The sequence below is a fragment of the Nostoc sphaeroides genome, assembly GCF_003443655.1.
In the GTDB taxonomy this organism is placed as follows: Bacteria; Cyanobacteriota; Cyanobacteriia; order Cyanobacteriales; family Nostocaceae; genus Nostoc; species Nostoc sphaeroides.
Genome location: NZ_CP031941.1, coordinates 2,504,346 through 2,524,843, shown reverse-complemented (window position 1 = coordinate 2,524,843; position 20,498 = coordinate 2,504,346). Strand labels below are relative to the sequence as shown.

At 40.9% G+C, this 20,498-nt stretch carries 10 protein-coding genes and 1 pseudogene; 3 read left to right on the top strand and 8 right to left on the bottom strand.

What is annotated here, in order from left to right; translation table 11 throughout:
* Positions 1-229 precede the first annotated feature (229 nt).
* Complete coding sequence (gene ahcY, locus D1367_RS11280; protein ID WP_118166541.1) at positions 230-1,507, top strand: adenosylhomocysteinase; 1,278 nt, start codon at positions 230-232, stop codon at positions 1,505-1,507.
* Positions 1,508-2,029: 522 nt separating this feature from the next.
* Here ahcY and D1367_RS11275 read toward each other — a convergent pair.
* From D1367_RS11275 to D1367_RS11260, 4 genes are all read right to left on the bottom strand, one after another.
* Positions 2,030-7,948, bottom strand: a complete 5,919-nt coding sequence (locus tag D1367_RS11275) for a CHAT domain-containing protein (RefSeq protein ID WP_118166540.1) — start codon at positions 7,946-7,948, stop codon at positions 2,030-2,032.
* A gap of 771 nt (positions 7,949-8,719) precedes the next feature.
* Entirely contained in the window at positions 8,720-9,790 is a 1,071-nt protein-coding gene (locus D1367_RS11270) for a S1 family peptidase (RefSeq protein WP_118166539.1), read from the bottom strand.
* Positions 9,791-9,945: 155 nt separating this feature from the next.
* Positions 9,946-10,836 carry a S1 family peptidase gene (locus D1367_RS11265; RefSeq protein WP_244944999.1) on the bottom strand — a complete coding sequence of 297 codons (891 nt, stop codon included), beginning with the start codon at positions 10,834-10,836 and terminating at the stop codon, positions 9,946-9,948.
* Positions 10,837-10,929: 93 nt separating this feature from the next.
* Entirely contained in the window at positions 10,930-11,502 is a 573-nt protein-coding gene (locus tag D1367_RS11260; protein ID WP_118166538.1) for a COP23 domain-containing protein, read from the bottom strand.
* Between the two features lie 974 nt (positions 11,503-12,476).
* On the opposite strand from D1367_RS11260, the gene D1367_RS11255 reads away from it, so the two are divergent.
* Together D1367_RS11255 and D1367_RS11250 are read left to right on the top strand one after the other, a co-directional pair.
* The gene (locus D1367_RS11255; protein ID WP_118166537.1) at positions 12,477-14,246 is read left to right on the top strand and encodes a ShlB/FhaC/HecB family hemolysin secretion/activation protein; all 1,770 of its coding nucleotides are present in this window, start codon (positions 12,477-12,479) and stop codon (positions 14,244-14,246) included.
* A 584-nt stretch (positions 14,247-14,830) separates the two neighbouring features.
* A pseudogene (locus tag D1367_RS11250) lies at positions 14,831-14,971 on the top strand (element excision factor XisI family protein); the annotation flags it as partial.
* A gap of 473 nt (positions 14,972-15,444) precedes the next feature.
* Here the strand turns inward: D1367_RS11250 and D1367_RS11245 are convergent.
* The 4 genes from D1367_RS11245 to nifH all read right to left on the bottom strand — a co-directional run bounded on the left by D1367_RS11245 (position 15,445) and on the right by nifH (position 19,593).
* Entirely contained in the window at positions 15,445-16,710 is a 1,266-nt protein-coding gene (locus D1367_RS11245) for a bifunctional sterol desaturase/short chain dehydrogenase (protein ID WP_118166536.1), read from the bottom strand.
* Between the two features lie 140 nt (positions 16,711-16,850).
* Positions 16,851-17,291 carry a hypothetical protein gene (locus tag D1367_RS11240; RefSeq protein WP_118166535.1) on the bottom strand — a complete coding sequence of 147 codons (441 nt, stop codon included), beginning with the start codon at positions 17,289-17,291 and terminating at the stop codon, positions 16,851-16,853.
* 200 nt (positions 17,292-17,491) lie between these two features.
* Complete coding sequence (locus D1367_RS11235; RefSeq protein WP_118166534.1) at positions 17,492-18,349, bottom strand: DUF72 domain-containing protein; 858 nt, start codon at positions 18,347-18,349, stop codon at positions 17,492-17,494.
* A 350-nt stretch (positions 18,350-18,699) separates the two neighbouring features.
* Positions 18,700-19,593 (bottom strand): nitrogenase iron protein, encoded by an 894-nt coding sequence (gene nifH / locus D1367_RS11230; protein WP_118166533.1) that lies wholly within the window; start codon positions 19,591-19,593, stop codon positions 18,700-18,702.
* Positions 19,594-20,498 lie beyond the last annotated feature (905 nt).

Here is a 20,498-nt window from a genome sequence, read left to right as displayed (position 1 = left end):
TAAAATCAGCAAGTAAAGGTTAAAAGGTTTTACTTTTTCCAAAGATAAAACAAAAAGGAAGAACCTGGGGATGAAGTTGACATTATACTGATGAAACGTCAAGCTAGTTTTGAGGACTATTGACTAGTGATTTGCTTTCATAATAAGCAAAAATCAGCAGTGGTAGAATAACCTAGTAGAGTGCGTAAATTTTACGTAACTTTTTTTTTATTTTTTGAGGAAACTTTTGATGACCGCAACTTCTCCCCGATTAAAGCACGAGGTTAAAGACCTCGGCCTAGCTGCCTTGGGTAGACAGCGCATTGAATGGGCTGGACGCGAAATGCCAGTTTTGCGGCAGATCCGCGATCGCTTTGCTATCGAGAAACCCTTCGCTGGTTTACGCCTTGTAGCTTGCGCCCACATTACAACAGAAACAGCACACTTGGCGATCGCTCTGAAAGCCGGTGGTGCAGATGCGCTTTTAATTGCTAGCAATCCCTTATCAACGCAAGATGACGTAGCCGCTAGCCTCGTCTTGGATCATGAAATTCCCGTCTTTGCTCAAAAAGGCGAAGATAACGAAACTTATAACCGCCACGTTCAAATAGCTTTAGATCATCGCCCCAACATCATTGTTGATGACGGTAGCGATGTGGTTGCAACTTTGGTACAACAACGCCAACACCAAATCGCTGATTTGATTGGTAGCACCGAAGAAACCACCACTGGGATTGTGCGGTTACGCGCCATGTTTAGAGAAGGCGTACTCACCTTCCCCGCAGTCAACGTCAACGACGCTGATACCAAGCACTTCTTTGATAATCGCTATGGTACTGGGCAATCAACCCTAGATGGCATTATCCGCGCCACCAATATTTTGTTGGCTGGTAAAAACATTGTCGTCGTCGGTTATGGCTGGTGTGGTAAAGGTACAGCCCTCCGCGCCCGTGGGATGGGTGCTAACGTCATCGTCACCGAAATCGACCCCATCAAGGCAATTGAAGCCGTAATGGATGGCTTCCGCGTCCTGCCAATGGCAGAAGCTGCACCTCAAGGTGATATATTTATCACTGTCACTGGTAATAAGCACGTCGTTCGTGGTGAACACTTCGATGTCATGAAAGACGGTGCGATCGTTTGTAACTCCGGTCACTTTGATTTAGAACTTGATTTGAAATACTTGGCTGGACAAGCTAAGGAAATCAAAGAAGTTCGTCCTTTCACCGAAGAATACAAGTTGAAAAATGGTAAATCAGTAGTCGTTCTCGGACAAGGACGCTTGATTAACCTAGCTGCGGCTGAAGGACACCCCAGCGCAGTTATGGATATGAGTTTTGCCAACCAAGCTTTGGCTTGTGAATTCCTGGTGAAGAATAAAGGTAAGTTAGCTCCTGGTTTGCATTCAATTCCTGTTGAAGTCGATCAAGAAATTGCTCGTTTGAAGTTGCAAGCTATTGGTATCACGATTGATAGCCTAACACCCGATCAAATTGAGTACATCAATTCTTGGACAAGTGGAACTTAATACATTGATTAATTGATTTTTTGGGGGGATAAGCAAAAAGCTTATCCCTTTTTTTGTGTTTCTCTCGCAGAGATGCAGAGGCAGAGAGAGAGCATATAATAGGATAGAGGGCAATACAGTTCAGATAAAACCAAAACACTTGTAGAGACGGCGATTTATCGCGTCTTTTATTCAAAGTGTATTAGAACGGTATGCAATCAAATTATTTGTTTTTCATGTTCAGAAACAGGAGATAGTATTATAGCGTTTCCCGGCAAGCGTGACGTACACTCGTAGGGGCACGGCAGTGCCGTGCCCCTACACCTTGCGATATAATTTTGTACCTCATTTGGGAGCATCCCAATTTTGTCAAAAGCTACAGGACTGACACAAAAACCCTGTACAAACCTCTTTCCTTGGCGCTCTTGGCGTCCTTGGCGGTTCGTTATTTCATTATTGTTCTAAGCCAAAATCCCGTATAAAAATAAACTTGCACATTTGGGATGCTCCCCCTCATTTGAATGGGAACCGCTATAACTACTTTTACCAAGGACTACCAATCATTGTAAACGGAGCCCAATAAAACGGATGGGATAGATTACCAACGACATTCTTCTGCAAATAGTCAGCTATTTCAGGAGAAAGCTCAATATTATTATTGGTAGCAATTAATTTGTTATTCTCTATTTTAACTTTGCCTTGAATCATTGCTATTTGTGCCTGTCGCAATGCTTCTGCTTTAATTGGTACTATTTTTAATTGACTGTAAAAATCTGTCATTAACCCCAAAGTTCCAGCATCAGAAACATACCACAAACTAGCAACAGCAGATTTCACACCAGTTTGTATAGCTAACCCAGCAAAACCTAATTCCGCATTTTCATCTCCAAAAGCTGACTTACAAGCACTTAACACTAACAATTCTACAGGTGGCTGACTCCAGCCTAATTCACGCACTTGATTTAAACGTAATTTCTGATCATACAACTGAATATAGGATTGATTATCTGTGCCAGAAACAAAATCTACGTGAGTCGCCAAATGTATTATGCTAAAAGGATTTTGCTGACGTTTGCTTTTGAGATTATTTAAGGTAAAATTCTTTTCTAAGAGAGATGTACCCTGCCATATTTGGGCAATGGTAGCAACTTCTAAAGGCACAGCCAGTAATGGTTCTTGTTTTTGTTCTTGAGTGAACTTGCTGGCTCCCATTGCCAAAACTCGTGATTTTTTCAAAGAAGCGTAGCTAGTATCAGTCAAACTAAAACTAGGTAACACCGCCAAACTATATTTTTCAATCAAAAACTGTTTCCCATCATGTAGTGCCGCCATCGGGATTGAGCGTAAACCTTCATCCAGAATAAATGCAATATTTGTAATTCCTTGCTTTTGTAGCTCTGCTTCTTGAGGAGCAATTAACCATTTGTATAATTGCTGTGCAGAGGTTAAATAATTGCTAGTACCAGCTTGATTAACATCAGAAATTGTATCGTAAAATTGTTGTGCTACCTGCCTCACTTTAGCTCTAGTTACACCAGTAATTGGTTCAAGAATGGCTTTGCCTTCACCAGTTAAAATCACTAAATCAAGTGTATCTTTATCTCTTGTTGAGCTATCATTACTAGGACTAAATTTAACATAGAAAACAGCTGTTTTGGTATCTGTTTGTTTCTGAATTTGATTGAGTGTGGCTTGTACTTCAGCCACACTCTTAATAGAAGTTGAATTTTCTTGTCCCAGATATTGCTCAAACTTGCGTGTAAGCTGTTCATCTCTAGCTGCAATGATGTTATCTAATGGTACTTGAGGCGTATTATTAATATTGACTATTACTGGATTAGGCTGTGGTACGCTTTTGGAGGTATCAGTATCAGCATCAGGTAATTGTTCGTTAGTGATGATTTGAATATCTTCTTGCCTGTAACTATCTGGTAGAGAAAGATCAGGCGAAATTCTGTTAAAAGGGTTACTAGTAATTGCGCCTGCTGTACCGTTTATAAAAGGATTGCCGACTACAAAACTTCTGATATTGTTGCCACCATGACTAATCCTGATATTCCCAGAACCAAAGCCGCCTGATGTAGAGATGCTGGGAAAAGTGCCGTTTTGATCGAAAAATACACCAGTAGCTCTAAAAAAGTTTTTTGTGCTTACATTTACATCACCACCAAAAGAGCCGCCTTGGGCATTAATATAACTAACTTCGATATCATTATCAGAACTGAGGCTGACTGAACCACCCTCGCCAGCAAAAGAACTGGTATTCACACCTCCTAGCACTAATATCCCTCCAGGAGCTGCTACCGTGATATCCCCACCTTTATCAGAATCAGAGAAATTCGAGTCTAAAGTACCTGTGATAATTACACCATTTGTACTGTTGAGGTTAATCGCTCCCCCTTGAGTGAAAATTTCATTCGTCAAAATATCGCCACCTGCTTGTAAGTTGATAGAAGCATTATCACGGCCTTCAATTGGGCCGAACGCATCAATTCTTCCTTGATCAGCATTAGCTTGAATAGTGACAGGATCAGAGAAAATAAGTGGACTAAAAGTTGTAGTTAACCCACTACCATCTGTGCGACCGATGGTGATGGAATTAAAACCATCAGCTAAAGCGCCAATATCAGATATTGTCAGGTCTAAAGTATCTACTCCACTATCATCGGAGTTGTTAATTGTAATGTTTTGGCTGGGAGTTTTTGGTTGTAATGCTAAATTACCTGTACCAGTCACAGAATCAAACACTGTTCTTCGTCGTAAATCAATTTCATCTGCAATTAAATTTAGATTATTACTACCAGTTGCCAAACTACCGTTAATCTCAATAGTTGCAGTGCCAGCATCTAAAGTAGTGTTACCTAGAAGTTCTGTATTGCCATTCAGGTTGATATCATTATTGTTCGTGCTGATATCTGTAATATTGATCTGGTTGGCTGAGAGAGTAATTGAGGCATTATCTGTGCCTGTAAGTGTGCCAGATATAATAGAACCGTTCAAAGATAGAATTTCCATTGGATCTTTGAAGGAGACACCAGCAGCAATATTTACTGTACCAGTACCATCATTACGTCCAATGGTAATTAAACTAAAGCCATCTTGTAAGGCTGTCAGTTCACTGGTAGTCAAGTCAAAAGTGCTTATGTCACTATCGCTAGTTTGTCCCAGATTAATGTTACGGCTAGGTGTCGATGGTTGTAGTACTAATTCGCCGCTACCTGTGACGGAATTATTACCACCATTAAAGTCTATTTCATTTGCTGTCAGCGTTAGGTTGTTTGCGCCTGCTGCCAAGGTATTATTAACAGCGATCGCACCTGTATTTGCAGTGAAGGTTTTGCTACTATCACCTGTTAAGGTGACGGGACTATTAAATTGAATATTGCCTGTGGTGGTAATGTTATTAGCAACGTTGGTGTTGGCGGCAGTGGCGGTTAAGCTAGTTAATGCGGTTGTGCCACCCACAACACCACCCAAGGTAATATTGCCTGTACCAGCGTTGACGTTTAAGTTACTTGCACCATCAACTGTACTCGTTAAGTCAATATTATTATTATTGGAGTTGAAGGTTTTCGTGTCATCACCTGTTAAGGTGACGGGACTATCAAATTGAATATTGCCTGTGGTGGTAATGTTATTAGCAACGTTGGTGTTGGCGGCAGTGGCGGTTAAGCCAGTTAATGCGGTTGTGCCACCCACAGCACCACCCAAGGTAATGTCATTAGCACTGAGAGTTAAATTCCTGGCTCCATTTATGGTGGAAATAGGTACAAAATTAATGCTGCCACTGCCTGCGTTGATACTGGTGTCAGCAGACAGGTTGACGTTGCCGTTAAGGGTGATGTTGTTATTGTTGCTACTAATTGTGCCTTGGGTATTGAGTTGACCATTGGGTGATTGAATCGTGATTGGATCTAAGAAGCTCAAGCCAGGAGCGAAATTAACACTTCCACTCCCATCATTACGTCCAATGGTAATTAAACTAAAGCCATCTTGTAAGGCTGTCAATTCACTGGTGGTCAAGTCAAAAGTGCTTGTATCACTATCGCTAGCTTGCCCCAGATTAATGTTACGACTAGCTGTCGATGGTTGTAATACTAATTCGCCGCTACCTGTGACGGAGTTATTACCACCATTAAAGTCTATTTCATTTGCTGTCAGCGTTAGGTTGTTAGCGCCTGCTGCCAAGGTATTATTAACAGCGATCGCACCTGTATTTGCATTGAAGATTTTCGTGTCAGCACCTGTTAAGGTGACGGGACTATTAAATTGAATATTGCCTGTGGTAGTAATGTTATTAGCAATGTTGGTGTTGGCGGCAGTGGTGGTTAAGCTAGTTAATGCGGTTGTGCCACCCACAGCACCACTCAAAGTAATATTGCCTGTACCAGCGTTGACGTTTAAGTTACTTGCACCATCAACTGTACTCGTTAAGTCAATATTATTATTATTGGAGTTGAAGATTTTCGTGTCAGCACCTGTTAAGGTGATGGGACTATCAAATTGAATATTGCCTGTGGTAGTAATGTTATTAGCAACGTTAGTGTTGTCGGCAGTGGCGGTTAAGCCAGTTAATGGGGTTGTGCCACCCACAGCACCACCCAAGGTAATGTCACTAGCACTGAGAGTTAAATTACTGGCTCCATTTATGGTGTAAATAGGTACACTAATGCTGCCACTGCCTGCGTTGATAGTGGTGTCAGCAGTCAGGTTGATATTACCGTTGAGGGTAATATTACCACTGCTAGCACTACCAGAAGAATTGATACTGCTACCAGTGTTAATACTGCCGCCTGTTGTGGTGAGGGTAATTGCACCTCCACTATTGCTGTCCGTGGCTGAAGAATTTAGATTACCTGTATTGATGTTACCTGGAGCTTCTAAAGTAATTGGGCCGGACTGGCCTGCTACTGTTGATGAAGTATTGATATTACCAACTGTAATACTTCCAGTTGGTAAGGGACTTGCTGGCAGTGTGAAAGCAGTTGTCTCTTGAGTTGAAGGAAAATTAACAGTAGTAACTCCAGACAAACCAGCCCGTAAAATCACAGCGTTACTCGTTGTCAGGGCTGTGAAATCTGGATCACCAGATAGAATACTACCGCTAATATCTGGCGAAGTGATTGTGATGTTTCCACCTTGAATACCTCCTGTTGTCTCTACCTTCAGTGCTGCACCAGTGTAATCACCAAACTCAACATCTCCATTGGCTCTAATAATCGGATCGTAATAACTAACAAAAGTCCCTGCGCCACCTGACAAGTTGAGAATCTTAAACTGTCCCCCACTAGCAAAGTGAGCATCGCCAGAAATAACACCATCACTGACTAAACTCAGATTGCCACCACTAACAAAGGGTGTCTGTGGATGATTCAGCGCTAGAATATCAATGCTCTGATTTCCCTGAATGTAGAGATTGCCGCCTGCTTGCACCCCAACGCGATTTGTGACGCTATCGCGCACTCGCACTGTATCTCTAGCTAATAGATTTAAATCCCCGGTTGTTGTCAATTGACTCTCTGGCAAGGTCAAGTTATTCGCAGCAGAGAGGGTGGCTGTTTGTGATGTTATTCTTTTTACTACCACATCACCAGAATTGATGGGGATATTAGATGCAGTAAGTTGTACCTGTCCGTTACTGTTGACTGTCAATTCGCTAGTATTATCCAAACCACTACCAGTTAATAGTTGGGGTAAACTAGCAACTGTAATATTACCGGATGTAGCTCCGTTGGTGGGAATCTCTAAACTGATTAAGTTTCCTGTTTGACTGATGCGGAGGAACTTACCACCTTCTACGCTAGCAATCGTCAGGTTGCCATTTGGTGCTGATACTTGACCTGTACTGACAACAGTTCCAGCTACTAAACTCAGGTTTTGATTTGGGTTGGATAATTCTAAGTTGGCTAAATTAATAATGCTACCTGGTTGTTGATTAGCAAAATTAAAGCCTATTGGATTGCCATCTAGGATTGAATAGTTGTTATTACTTAAAGAGTTATAACTTCCATTATTAAAACTAATACCTGTAGCGGTGGTGGCAGTAAAGCTGGCAGGGACGTTTAACATTGCATTAGCACCAAAAACGATACCTGCCGGATTCATTAAAAATAGATTGGCGTTGCTACCTGTAACTTGAATAAGTCCATTAATTAGAGAAAGATCGCCACCAACTACGCGACCTAAAATATTTTGAATGGTGGGATTTGAGAGGAAGTTTGCCGTTTGATTGGCATCTAAATTAAATTTTTGGAAACTGTGAAATAAGTTTGCTCCATTTCCAGAAACAGCGCCGCCACCAATATCAATTAAATTACCATTGGTGTTGACTATGGTTCCTGTGTCGTTATTGTTGGCTGGTGTGATGTTTTGTGCTGTCGTTGGGAGGATCTGGTTGACACTGAATACAGCGATTGCATTTGCCAGTAGTAATAGATTATTTTTTATAGCTTGAGAAGTCATGATAGATGCCTGTATATAAATTTTCTATTTAAACTATTACCACGAAAGTATGAATAATAAGCTGTTCCACAAATAACCTTGCATAATTAGGGCGCTCATGTTGCCCACCCCACAAGAGTTATATTAATTTTGAATATGGAAACTAAGTAAGCGGGGTTGTAAAGACGCGAAATTTCGCGTCTCTACAGGTTTTTGGTAACAAACTAATCAATCAGAACTTATGAGACAGACCACTAGATTAAGTAATGTACAAAATCTTAAGATTAGTTTGTACTGTTCGCGCAGCGTCTCGTAGTGAGGACTTTATTCCTTATAAGAGGACTAAAGTCCTCACTACAAACCTTGAATTATTCACATCGCTCTACTTAGATGTGGTTTAGCTTATTAGGAGTATAAGTCTTGAAAATGCTTAAAGTCTAGTTAAATTTACTAAGAATTTTTGAAAAAAATTACGTGACAAAATTCTTCACTTTGTCAGGATATACAAATATAGGGATATCAGAGTTTTTACCTCATATCCCCAATATATCTATAGGACTTACGGACTTTACAAATGCATCGTGATGTGAGTTACCTATCTTGAGGAAGTTTTCAGCCTTTTCTTAATTATCCTGCGATGCCTACGGCGGTAAACTACGCAAATAGACCATGCTGTAGGGACACAGCATTGCTGTGCCCTTACGAAAGACATGGTTTTAACCTAATATCATATTTAGTATTTCTTGTCAATGCCTAAGTCCTAATCTATTTGACAAGTAGGGGTTTTTAAGATTACCAAAGCTTACCACCCGCAGGAGTGGAAGTATTATTGGGTTTAGGTCTAGGCTGGGTGGAAGTCGGACGGGATGGGGATACTTGAGTGTTTGGGGTGCGTTTCGGTTTTGACTCCGACACAACTTCGATAGCTGATTCGTCTTCTTCTTCTTGAATATTGGTGTTAGGTGGAACTGTTGCAGATGTCCTATTGCCACCTCTTAAGGCAATGGTGTTATTGAAGATCCCCGGTTCAGATTTATCAATACTTATGCCCAGTTTACTCACGGCATTCGGCACTATTCGCAGAAAAGTGCTGATGGGAATACCCAAATTAAAACCTGTTTTACCGGCAACGGTTTGAGAACCACTTTCTTGACTTCTTTCTGAAGTTACTTTGCTTGCGCGAGAGGTTTCTTCTCTATCACCTCTACCATGAATACCTACTAATCGCCCGGACACATCAAATACAGGGCCACCGCTCATACCTGCTCTGGTAACGCTGGTATAAACCAGAGCATATCCTTTATCAACAGCTTGTTCTTTCTCGTCCTCTGCTACTTCTCCATCTAGACGACTAGAAATTAGAGAAGAGGTGAACTGGAAGACACGCCGTTTAATCGCTTCACCAGGGTTAGGAAATCCAGCAATGTACACCCCAGCACCTTCGGTTGTAAAGTCAGAATTACCCACAGTCGCTACATTAAAGTTGCGATCGCTCCGAAATCTAACAATTGCCAAATCTAAACCAGGTAATTTCTGAATATCTTTCTGGGTAGAAATCGCAATTTTTAGCCGCTTTTTCCCTTCTTTGGGTACAGGTGTAACTACTTTATATTCATCATCACTATGCTGGACAACGTGTCCTGCCGTCAGTACAACGTAAACGTTTTTGCCTCGCTCTTGATAGCGCCCAATAATTACCCCTGAACCGGCAGAATTGATGGACGGCTCAATGCGTACCACAGTTGATTTGGCAATATTGGCAACATTAGTTGGCAGTAATGCTTGTTTGGCAAAGGCAGGACTAGCAACAGTCACAATTACGGCCCCAATAAAGCAACTTGGTAAACAATATCGATTAAACATATTCTTTCTCCTTAAACATTAAGTTGATAATTTCACTTGTTAAAAAAGGAACAGAGTGTAATGAAAAAGGGATCTTTGACTCCCATTGGGAACAGTAAATAGAAAAGACTGTTAAAAGTTCTCTATTTGCTGCTTCCCTTTTTTTTTAATGGTGATTACCAAACCCGGCGATAACGAGTTAAGTTATTTGCAGGAATTGGGGTGTCATTTACAGGAGTTGGGGGTTGGGGAGAAACTGGGAAAATTGGGTCAGGTAACTCTGCTCTTGGGTAAACTGCTCCTTGAGCAAATTCAGGGATGCGGCGGAGAAACCTCTCTATGGGAACAGCCCAACTTGATTGCTCAAATTTGGCGCGAATTTTGGCTATTGGAGTAGAACCATCTAGAAAAATGAAGGGATTTCCCCATAGAGGATGTTTGTGTCGGCCATTGATGGCTACTAATTCCCCACGGCGGTTGAGTATGGGGCCGCCACTCATCCCTTTGAAGATGTCGTTACTGTAACCGATTTGATAGCCGCCTTGGAAAGATTGGGGTAGTAAATTTTCGACCTTGCCGATGGTGAATAACCAGCGATTTGAGTCATTGGGAAAACCAGATGCAAAAGTTTCGTCACCAATTTTTAAAGGTGATTGGGCAATTGAGGCGATCGCATAATTCCTCCTACTTTGAAAATTAATAGTTGCTAAATCGTCATCATTAAAATTGTCATTTCTGCTGAGTCGCCCAGAATATGTTCTCCCATCGGGAGTCTGGATGCGATAATTATCACCTATCCTTAAAACATGAGCATTTGTCAGGACAGTGTAAAGCTGTCCTCGACCCTCAATAATAATTCCTGAACCCCAAGTTTCCCCAGCCATAATTTTCACGGTAATTGCCCGACTTTTCGCACGTAAATCGTTAATTGACAATTCCCCTGAAGACTGACTAATCTCTGGAGCAGCAGCGATTCTTTCCTGAACTGTGGAGTACACAGCCTCTGCTGATGAAACAAAACATAGACAGCTGATCGCACTAATTACACTGAATTTAGAAAAACCCATGTTAACCCAGTCAAAATAGTTAAATAACTCCTTTCCATAACATTTACGGTTAGGGAAAGGAGATTCCGTCTATGTTAATAAAAATTATTCTTTTTACCAACTGCCACTTGCAGGTTGTGAGGCAGGCTGACTTCCTGATTTGGGTTGTCTCTCAGAATTTGTCTGAGTATTTGCTGCTTCCTCACCGATTAATTTCTTGACATCAATATAAACACGCTCAGAAGATTCGTTAATTACTGCACCAGATGCACCAGCACGGTTATCAAATAATGTTTGCAAAATAGCAGCTACATTTTGCTTGTTACGACGATTCAAGGTAAATAAAACATTGGATCTGTTGCAAGAACCGCCACTGGTAGTAGCACACACTACGGGTTGTCCATTCACGTAACCAGCAGTGATAAAATCCAACTGACCTGAACTGTAGAAAGAGTTAAATCGCTCTGAAACTTCCAGACATCTCTGCAAAGGACTATAACCTGCCTCGGAAAATTGATTTGTTCTCCAACGCATGATTACTGATCTTCCTTCACCCACAACTGTTGTCAGATTATTGGTGTCGCAGCTAAATGGGCCTGGAGAAGCATAACTAGGTGTACTGAAAACTGCACCTAAACCACTGATAACCGCAATTCCACCCAAAATACTCAAAGATTTACGTAACATAGCTTTTACCTCCAAAAAGGACTAGATTTGAGTTATTTCACATTAAGATTCTTATGAAGAACACAGAACGTATGGTATATTTACGACCGTATTTTCTCCCATAGTTTTATATACTAAACGGATTTGATGAATTTCGGAAAATTTTTAGAAAATCTTCCAAAAAGGTATTTTTTTGTCGGTTTCTCAACTTAAGCGCGTGCAAGTAGCATTGAAACCAAAATGTCCGCTCACGACTAATTACTGTGATAGCGATAAAATTCCTACCTTCTTTAACGCTCAGGGTTAGCGCATCTAAAACCCTATTGAAACGGTAGTTTTGGGGTTCGCCCAAAGCACAAATCAGTTCATAATTACTACACTGAGCCAATTGGTGGGATTGACATGGTTGTTTTCATGTGGTAGTAAATATAAAAAGAAAGCGATTTGACCCATGTTTTTTCAATCATTTATGACGGTTCGTCCTATGTTTGAATGAAAAATTGATATTCAGATAAAGCTTGAAGCTTTTTGTCTGTATCAATAATCTGCAAAATTAGATGCGCTTACCCTGCTTCAACGCCTCATTCTCACCAATTATTTAGGCAATGAGTGCATTTTTCATGTGATAAAAATTGTGATCACAAGAAGAGACATATTTTAGGGCGACGACTCAAACTAAAATAGAGTAAGCATTTTGGACTTAGGCATCATGTAAAAATAAGTTGTACAAAATTCATTTGGAATAGCTTGCTAAATCTAGCTTTCACACAAGTCCTTAGCGTACATTCCTGTTCCATTACTACTCGTGCGCGTTAGTTAAATGACATAAATCTGGAAATTATTTTTATTTATAAGGATTAAAAAATATATTATTTAAGTTCGTAGTGGTTTATTCTGAGAATGTAGTAACTTTGTACGAAAGTTGACAAACTTATAGAAAATTAACTGACTAATAATATATCAATAGACACATTAATATAGAGAGTAATTATTGTATGCCCTGGCCTTTGGAATCAAGAACGTGGTATCTATTTGTGGTTGCTTGCGGGTTTTCTCTGGCAGTTCCATCGCCTAGTTACGCAGATTCATCTACTACATCTGCGTTGTTAGAATCTTCCGCCCAGACGCTGGCGCAAGGAACAAATCCAGCAGGCGATCGCAATCAAGAAAGGTTTCCCCAAGCTGCTCCCAGCCCAGAACCTCTACCACCACAGACCCAACCAGAATTACAACCAACACCAGCCCCAGAAACTACACCACCACCAGAATCTGCAACTATTCAAGTAGAAAAAATCGAAGTTACGGGGAGTACACTATTTAAACCAGAACAATTCAATCCGATTACTCAACCGCTTGTGGGACGTAGTGTAACCCTCGAAGAACTCCAACAAGCATCTGATGCAATTACGCAACTGTATTTAGAGAAAGGTTACATTAACTCTAGAGCAATTTTGGTCAATCCTACCAATCCTGGGAGTGTAGTAGAAATTCGCGTCATTGAAGGTGGAATTGAGCAAATCCAAGTGCAAGGGACAAAACGCCTCAATGCTGATTATGTGCGATCGCGTGTGGCTTTGGGCATTAGTAAACCTTTTTCTACAGCTAAATTAGAAGAGCAATTAAGATTGTTACGAACTGACCCTCTGCTGTCGAATGTCGAAGCCAGTTTGCGACCGGGTACTGGCACGGGTCAAAGTATTGTCGTAGTTAGAGTTACAGAAACTGAACCCTTCAATGCTGCTTTTACAATTGATAATTATTCTCCGCCTGCCGTTGGTTCAGAACGCTTAGGCATCAATGCGAGTTATCGTAATCTCACGGGTATAGGTGATGAATTACTTGCAAGTTATTACCGCACAACTCGTGGAGGGGCAAATCTTTATGATTTCAGCTATCGAGTACCACTCAATCCGATGAATGGGACTTTACAGATAAGAACAGCAATTAATGATAACAAAGTTATTCAAGAACCCTTTGATATTTTTGATATTCAGGGAGAGTCTCAGTTATATGAACTAAGTTATCGCCAGCCGCTAGTGCGAACTCTGAGACATGAATTTGCTTTATCATTAGGTTTTACAATCCAGAATGGTCAAACCTTTACCTTTGCTGGGCCTACACCCTTTGGCTTTGGCCCTGATCAAGATGGTAACAGTCGCACTCGTGTGATTAAATTTGCACAAGATTATCTCCGTCGTGATGCTCAAGGTGCTTGGTTGTTCCGCTCTTTATTTAGCTTGGGAATTGACGCATTAGATGCGACTAAAAATGTTGACCCCATCCCTGATGGTCAATTTTTTAGTTGGTTAGGACAAGTGCAACGAGTCCAACGGTTGAGTAGCAACAACCTTTTAATTGCTCAAGGTGAAATTCAACTGACACCAGATGGTTTATTACCTGCACAGCAATTTGTTATCGGTGGCGGTCAGTCAGTACGTGGTTATCGGCAAAATGTCCGTGCTGGTGATAACGGAGTCAGATTTGCTATAGAAAGCCAGATAACACTTGAAAAAAATGCTAGTGGTAATCCAACTTTACAATTGGCACCATTTTTTAACTTAGGATATGTTTGGAATATACCTGATAACCCTAACAACATCCCCAGGCAAAAATTTTTAGCTGGTATAGGCGTAGGGGTTTTATGGGAACTAATACCACGTCTTAATTTACGTTTAGATTATGGTTTGCCTTTAGTTGAATTAGATGATAGGGGAAACAACGCTCAGGATGATGGCTTTTATTTCAATTTAGGATATCAGCTTTGATACTGATAATATTATTATCCCTATTTGTAAATATTTCATTAATCTCTAAAGAAGCTATTGAAACCGTATTTTCATCGGTATCTGTATCTAAAATACTTAATTGAATTAGCTGTGGTTCTTACCTTTTGTAGCCTTTTTTTTAGAGACTGACGTTTCTTACTAGCTTGAAAATCAGCAAAACATCCGAATTACTGTTTTGACTCCTATCTATAAATTTATAGCGGTTCCCATTCAGATGCGGTACAACATTACATCACGAGGTGTAGGGGCACGGCAGTGCCCATTGGTGTCAACTTAACGTGAAAGCTAGCCTGGAACTAGCTTTTAGATTGTCTCGTTCCCAGTCTCCGACTGGGAATGCCCATCCTTGAGGCTCCGCCTCCCGAACTCGCGGCAGAGCCGCTAAGAGCAGCATTTCCAGCCAGAGGCTGGAAACGAGACTTGAAAAGGGTTTTAGCTTAAGTTGACACGTATGGGCAGTGCCGTGCCCCTACGGGTGTACCTCACGTAAACGAGAACTGCTATAGCAATAAATAATTGATAAAAATCTGGTTTCTTACTAGCTGATGTTCCTAAATATACAACTTGATCATTTTCACATTATCAACGATAAAATCTGGATTCAAAGAGACGGTACAGAATACGGTATAGCCAACGAACTTGTTAACGCTGGTATTCCTAAAAATCAAATTGTTCTCGCTTTTCAACCAGCCGATATCAGATAGTAAGTAGAGCGGCGTGAATAATGAAGAGGTTTGTAGTGAGGACTTTAGTCCTCTTATAAAAACTAAAGTCCTCTCTACGAGACGCTGCGCGTAGCTTGCTTCCCCGCAGGGGTACACTACGAACTAATTTCAAGGTTATTTACATTACTTAATCTAGTTTGTACCAATTCATTTACAAAATAGCATTCGTGATAAACATAGGCTTTTTTCAACATTAAATAATTAGCACTCACTCGCAGCTATGCCTGCGGCGGGCTACGCCTACGCAAACTACACCCTGTAGCAATACTGCTCGGTTAAGAAAATTTGTAGGTTGGATTGAACTTTAGTGTTACCCAACAAAGCCTCGATAATGTTGGGTTTCGTTCCTCAACCCAACCTACATTGGAGTTATTTTTTAGGCTTAACCGAACAGTATTGCACCCTGTAGGGGCAATTCATAAACTGCCCCTACCTGAAAATTAGGGTTTCGGCTATTGTTTGCGTAAGTCCTGTTCACTTTTCGCTGTCCGGCTGAAGACTCGATAGTATAGTGACGTGCTAGTTTCTTTTAAGGGAAACAGCAGATAGGTGAGAGGATTTATTGCCACAATAATATTTCGGAAGTCTCGTCGAGCGAAAAATAAGATAGCACCAGCAACTTGCTGTGCAGACATCACTCCATAAGGATTAAGTTGACTCTTAAACGGGCCAAGAATTAACTTACGAATTACACAATCCCCATCCAAACGCTTGAGGGTAACAATATCTCCTAGCGCTCTTTTGCTGAGTTCATAAAGCGGACTCAGTGCTGGAGAAACCTCAGCCTCAGAAGTATTTACCCAGATTTCCTTGGTTGCTTTTGCTTGTGGCCCTGTTACAGTTGTCAAAAATATATCCATCAACCGCAATGCTGAAAAGGTATTCACCTCATAAGAAGAGTTGATAGCCTCCGATGTGCGGCTGGCGTAGACATTGATTCCGTGGTTAATAATTAAAATATCTACTTTTTCTAAACTATTTCTCAGTTCGGCTTCATTACCCAACTGCCAGGGAACCACTTTCACACCAACTTGCTCTACTAATTTTTCTGGATTAGTGGTTAATGCGACAACTTTTGCATTATTCTTCACAAGTTCAGCCGCTAATGCTTGTCCCAACGCTCCTGATGCTCCGGTTAAAGCGATGGTTTTACCTTTGAGAGACAGTCCTGTACCAAGAATTTTATCCACTAGGGGAAAGACACCACTGTAGTAAGCGTTGACATCATCAAAATGATGCCGCCAATGGTAAGACCGATTCACCCACCAAATGGATGGTATTGTCTCTAAAGGGCCGGGTAGGTGGTTGTAATCTGTATCAATTTTTCCCTGAAAATATCGCACAGACGCACCATACAAGAAGGTGCAACCATAAGCTACTCCCAGCCATAACCCCAGTTGCTGGACAATTAAGGCAATGGCTATCAAGACCACTAGCAGTAGACTCGACTCTAAAATGTCGTGATAAAGCTGGGATTCTTGATAAATTTTCAGCGAAACTATCGATAAATCGCGGCGATAAGCGCTATGGTGTTTGTTGTGCCATTTAGCAAGCCAATTCACTTGGTGACACAAAGCATGGTAACTGTCTCTCAACACCTCAGCGAGTAAAAGTGAGAAGAGTGCCCAACTAGCAAATTGTAAGCTGGCATTTAGCCAAACCCAATTAATTTGTAATGTCTCAATTCCCATCAAGTTTTCAGCTAGCATTTTTATCATATTTGTCTATACTCGTTTTTCTTAATCATTCTTCATGATCTGATAAAAGCGCGTTAAGGTCGAGTCTAGAGCAAATAAAAATCAAAGGGAATAGGGAATGAAGGAGAAATCAATTCAAAATTCAAGAACTTCTACCTTCTTCAAATAGCTCTTTGCCGCAGATGTTGCCCATTAAGCCCTTGCTTAATCCAACTCAGGCATTCATATTCGGATTGGAATAATTTTGGAGCTGCAATATTATTCAATAACTCTGGTGAATAATGGTCATAAAAATATTTGTCTCTTTCTTGGAAAATGATTATCAAATTGTTTCGGTAAATGTAGCGAGACTTAAAACTATCTCTTTGACTAAGAAACTCTAAATTTTGATTAATATGTTCTTTAGCAATATCAATGATATTACTAACACTATTTCCATAGATTGTTGCTGGATTTTCTGCTTTATGAAATTGGCTTGTGTGTCCAACCTCCGATAGCAATTTATACGAATAAATTTCGTAATTATCAAGCTTCCCAAAAATAAATGGAATGATGAGATATCCTTTGTATGAGACTGAATTTTCATAAATAAGACGATTCATCTCAACCTCCTTTGGTGTAACTGCTATCAAAAAATTTGCTGATGTCAAGTAAAAAGGAATATCAAGCTTTAACAAAAAAGTATCTTAACACTAATTATCGCTCTTTTTGTAATTATTAAACATTAGATATTTTGTAAAAGTTAAAAAATTAGAAATTTCATTCTATGGGATTACACCCCCTATTCTTTGCGTTCTGCCTTTCAAGACCATAGACTGAGTTGATTGGGGGGATGCTCAAGGTTATTCCAAGGTAGGGGTGGAACTGGTGTATTACTGTGTTCCAATAGCTGTTGGAAGTGACGGGCTGTGTTGGGCGATCGCGCTTCTATTGGACAATGGACAAAGAAATAAATTCGCACTCCCATTTGCAACCATTGCTGAATCTGCTTTACCCACTCTTCCATAAACGGCTGATTCACTGATAAATTTGGATGAGAAATAAACCGAATCAGAGTAAAAGGTGCTGTGACACTCAATTGCAATGGTAATTTGGGTTTACGCCGTTGCGATCGCAACTGGGGGTCATCATCTCCAGTATAAATGGGGCGCGAGTCTAACAGTACCCGTCCCACACCTAGCTTTTCTAAAAGCGCTGTCAAATTACTTGCATGGGGTTCTCTGAACCAGTCGGGATGCCTAACTTCTAACGCTAGGGGTGCTTCTGTACGCGGCCAAGCTTCCAGAAAGTTGGTCAAATCGTCAAGTAATGCAGGTGCATAACTGGGTGGTAACTGGGCAAATATTGGGCCAAGACGTTTACCTAAAAGGCGCATCCCTTCCAGAAATTTTAATGCAGCCGGAATATAAGGTTTCAGTAATCCTTGATGGGTAATATCTCGCGGTAATTTCAAACAAAATTCAAAACCTGCTGGTGTTTCGGTAGCCCAACGGGTTACAGTTTCTTGGTTAGGTACGGCATAAAAGGTGGTGTTACCTTCTACAGTGGTGAAGCGACGACTGTAGAGATGGAGAAAATCGGCAGTGCGAGTGCCTTGGGGATAGAGTTCGCCCGTCCAACCTTTATATGCCCAAACAGCACAACCAATAAAAAAGTTCACAGTGCCTAAAAGTTTTGAGGTATTATACTCAATTTTACAGGCAGTTTGTAAGGATTGATGAAGCTAGTAGTCTGTCTCATTAATTCTGAAGGGTTATAAAAGTTCGTAGTAAGGACTTAAGTCCTTGATTTGAGCGATAAATCGCTCACTACAAACCCTTCACACTAGTGGTCTGTCAGCTTTAAATTGAGAGGTAAACAAGTTCGTAGTAAGGACTTAAGTCCTTGATTTCTAAGCACGCTTTGTGCTTACTACAAACCCTCAATTTCTACATGATATGAAACAAAGAAATGCAAAAATTGGGAAAAGGGTGGGCTGCTTGCCCACCCTAAACCATTATTTAATTGGTACTACTTTACGGGTGCTTCAGTAGCACTCTTACCAACTAGCATTGCGGTATTTTCGTCGCTTTCGAGGATACCGAATTCAATCAACAACTCTTCTAACTCTTCCATCTCAATGGGGGTGGGGACAGTGAGATTCCTGTTGTCGATAATCTTGGTAGCCAATGTCCGATATTCGTTACTTTGATTGCTGTCAGGTGCATACTCGTTAACAGTCATCCGGCGCAATTCTGCGTGTTGTACAATGTTGTCACGAGGTACGTAGTGAATCATTTGGGTGTTCAAACGTTTTGCCAAGGTTTCGATTAAGTCGATTTCCCGGTCAACGTTACGGCTGTTACAAATCAGACCACCCAAGCGCACGCCGCCAGTGTGAGCATATTTGAGAACACCACGAGCGATGTTGTTAGCTGCATACATCGCCATCATTTCACCAGAGGTAACGATGTAGATTTCTTGTGCCTTACCTTCACGGATAGGCATAGCAAAACCACCGCACACAACGTCACCCAAAACGTCGTAACTTACAAAATCAACGTCTTTGTAAGCACCGTTTTCTTCTAAGAAGTTGATGGCGGTGATAATACCACGACCAGCGCAACCTACACCAGGCTCAGGGCCACCAGATTCTACACAACGTACATCGCGGAAACCGGTCAGCATTACTTCTTCGAGTTCAATATCTTCTACAGCGCCGCGTTCAGCAGCCAATTGAAGAACGCTTGTTTGAGCTTTACTGTGGAGCATCAAACGGGTAGAGTCAGCTTTAGGATCGCAACCAACAATCAGGATGCGTTGACCCATTTCAGCCATTGCTGCTAAGGTGTTTTGGGAAGTGGTAGATTTACCAATACCGCCTTTACCATAGAAAGCTATTTGTCTAATCTTTTGCTCAGTCATGGTTGTGTTTCCTACAATGATTTAGTTGATGAGTCGTAAGCTTGATGTAGTTGTTTTCTCTTGGTGTCGTAGGGAAGTAGAGTCTGTTGTCGTTAAACATTGCATCCTGACAAAAGCAGTTAAAATCAGAACATATTTACTCACGAAGGGATAGAGAAATCTCTATTTTTTAATAACGAAGCCTTTAAAACTTTGACTTCAGCATTGTCAGTTGTTGTAACAGAATCCCAAATGGTTGCTCAAGCCTGAAGAGTGGTTGCAGCAGGAATTAAAATGAACGCAGATTTGTTCCCTGAACCACACAACCAACCAAATTGCAATCCACTCTAAATGGTCGCTGTAACTTCTCTGATTTTGCTAATATCAAGTCGCTAAGAACTTCTATAGCGCTTCTCGTTTCGTGATTGATGCAGCAGGATGAATTTCAGCCCAAAACTGACAGTTACAGGTGCAATTAATGCTTGCACAGGCAACCTCTAACACTCTGGTTGAGATAATATCTGATGAGTTTTGACAATATGGTTAAATTCCTAAAAATTGTGGAACAACACCATATTGCTTGAAGTTTTCCTTCCAAAAGTCAGTAACTGCTTCGACTTAGTTCGCGGTTGAAAATGTTTCTTTCCGCAAAATTAAGTTTGTAAATATTCTGTATTTCTATGGATTTGTCAGGCTGTACTAAGAGTCTTTCTTCCCAGACTCCAAGAGTAATCGCCTTTTGTGGGTAATGCTCTAGCTAGGTTAGCCAACTCTTATTGGCTCATACCCAGATAAATTTCGATTGACTTCAAGTTGTTACAAAGGCTACTATCCTACTCAATCTAGTTTTAGATTTTAGTTACAAAAAGATGTAGCGAAGTGAAGTGGACTTACCAGAGCAAAAAAACTTTCTTGAGCTTGCCTCA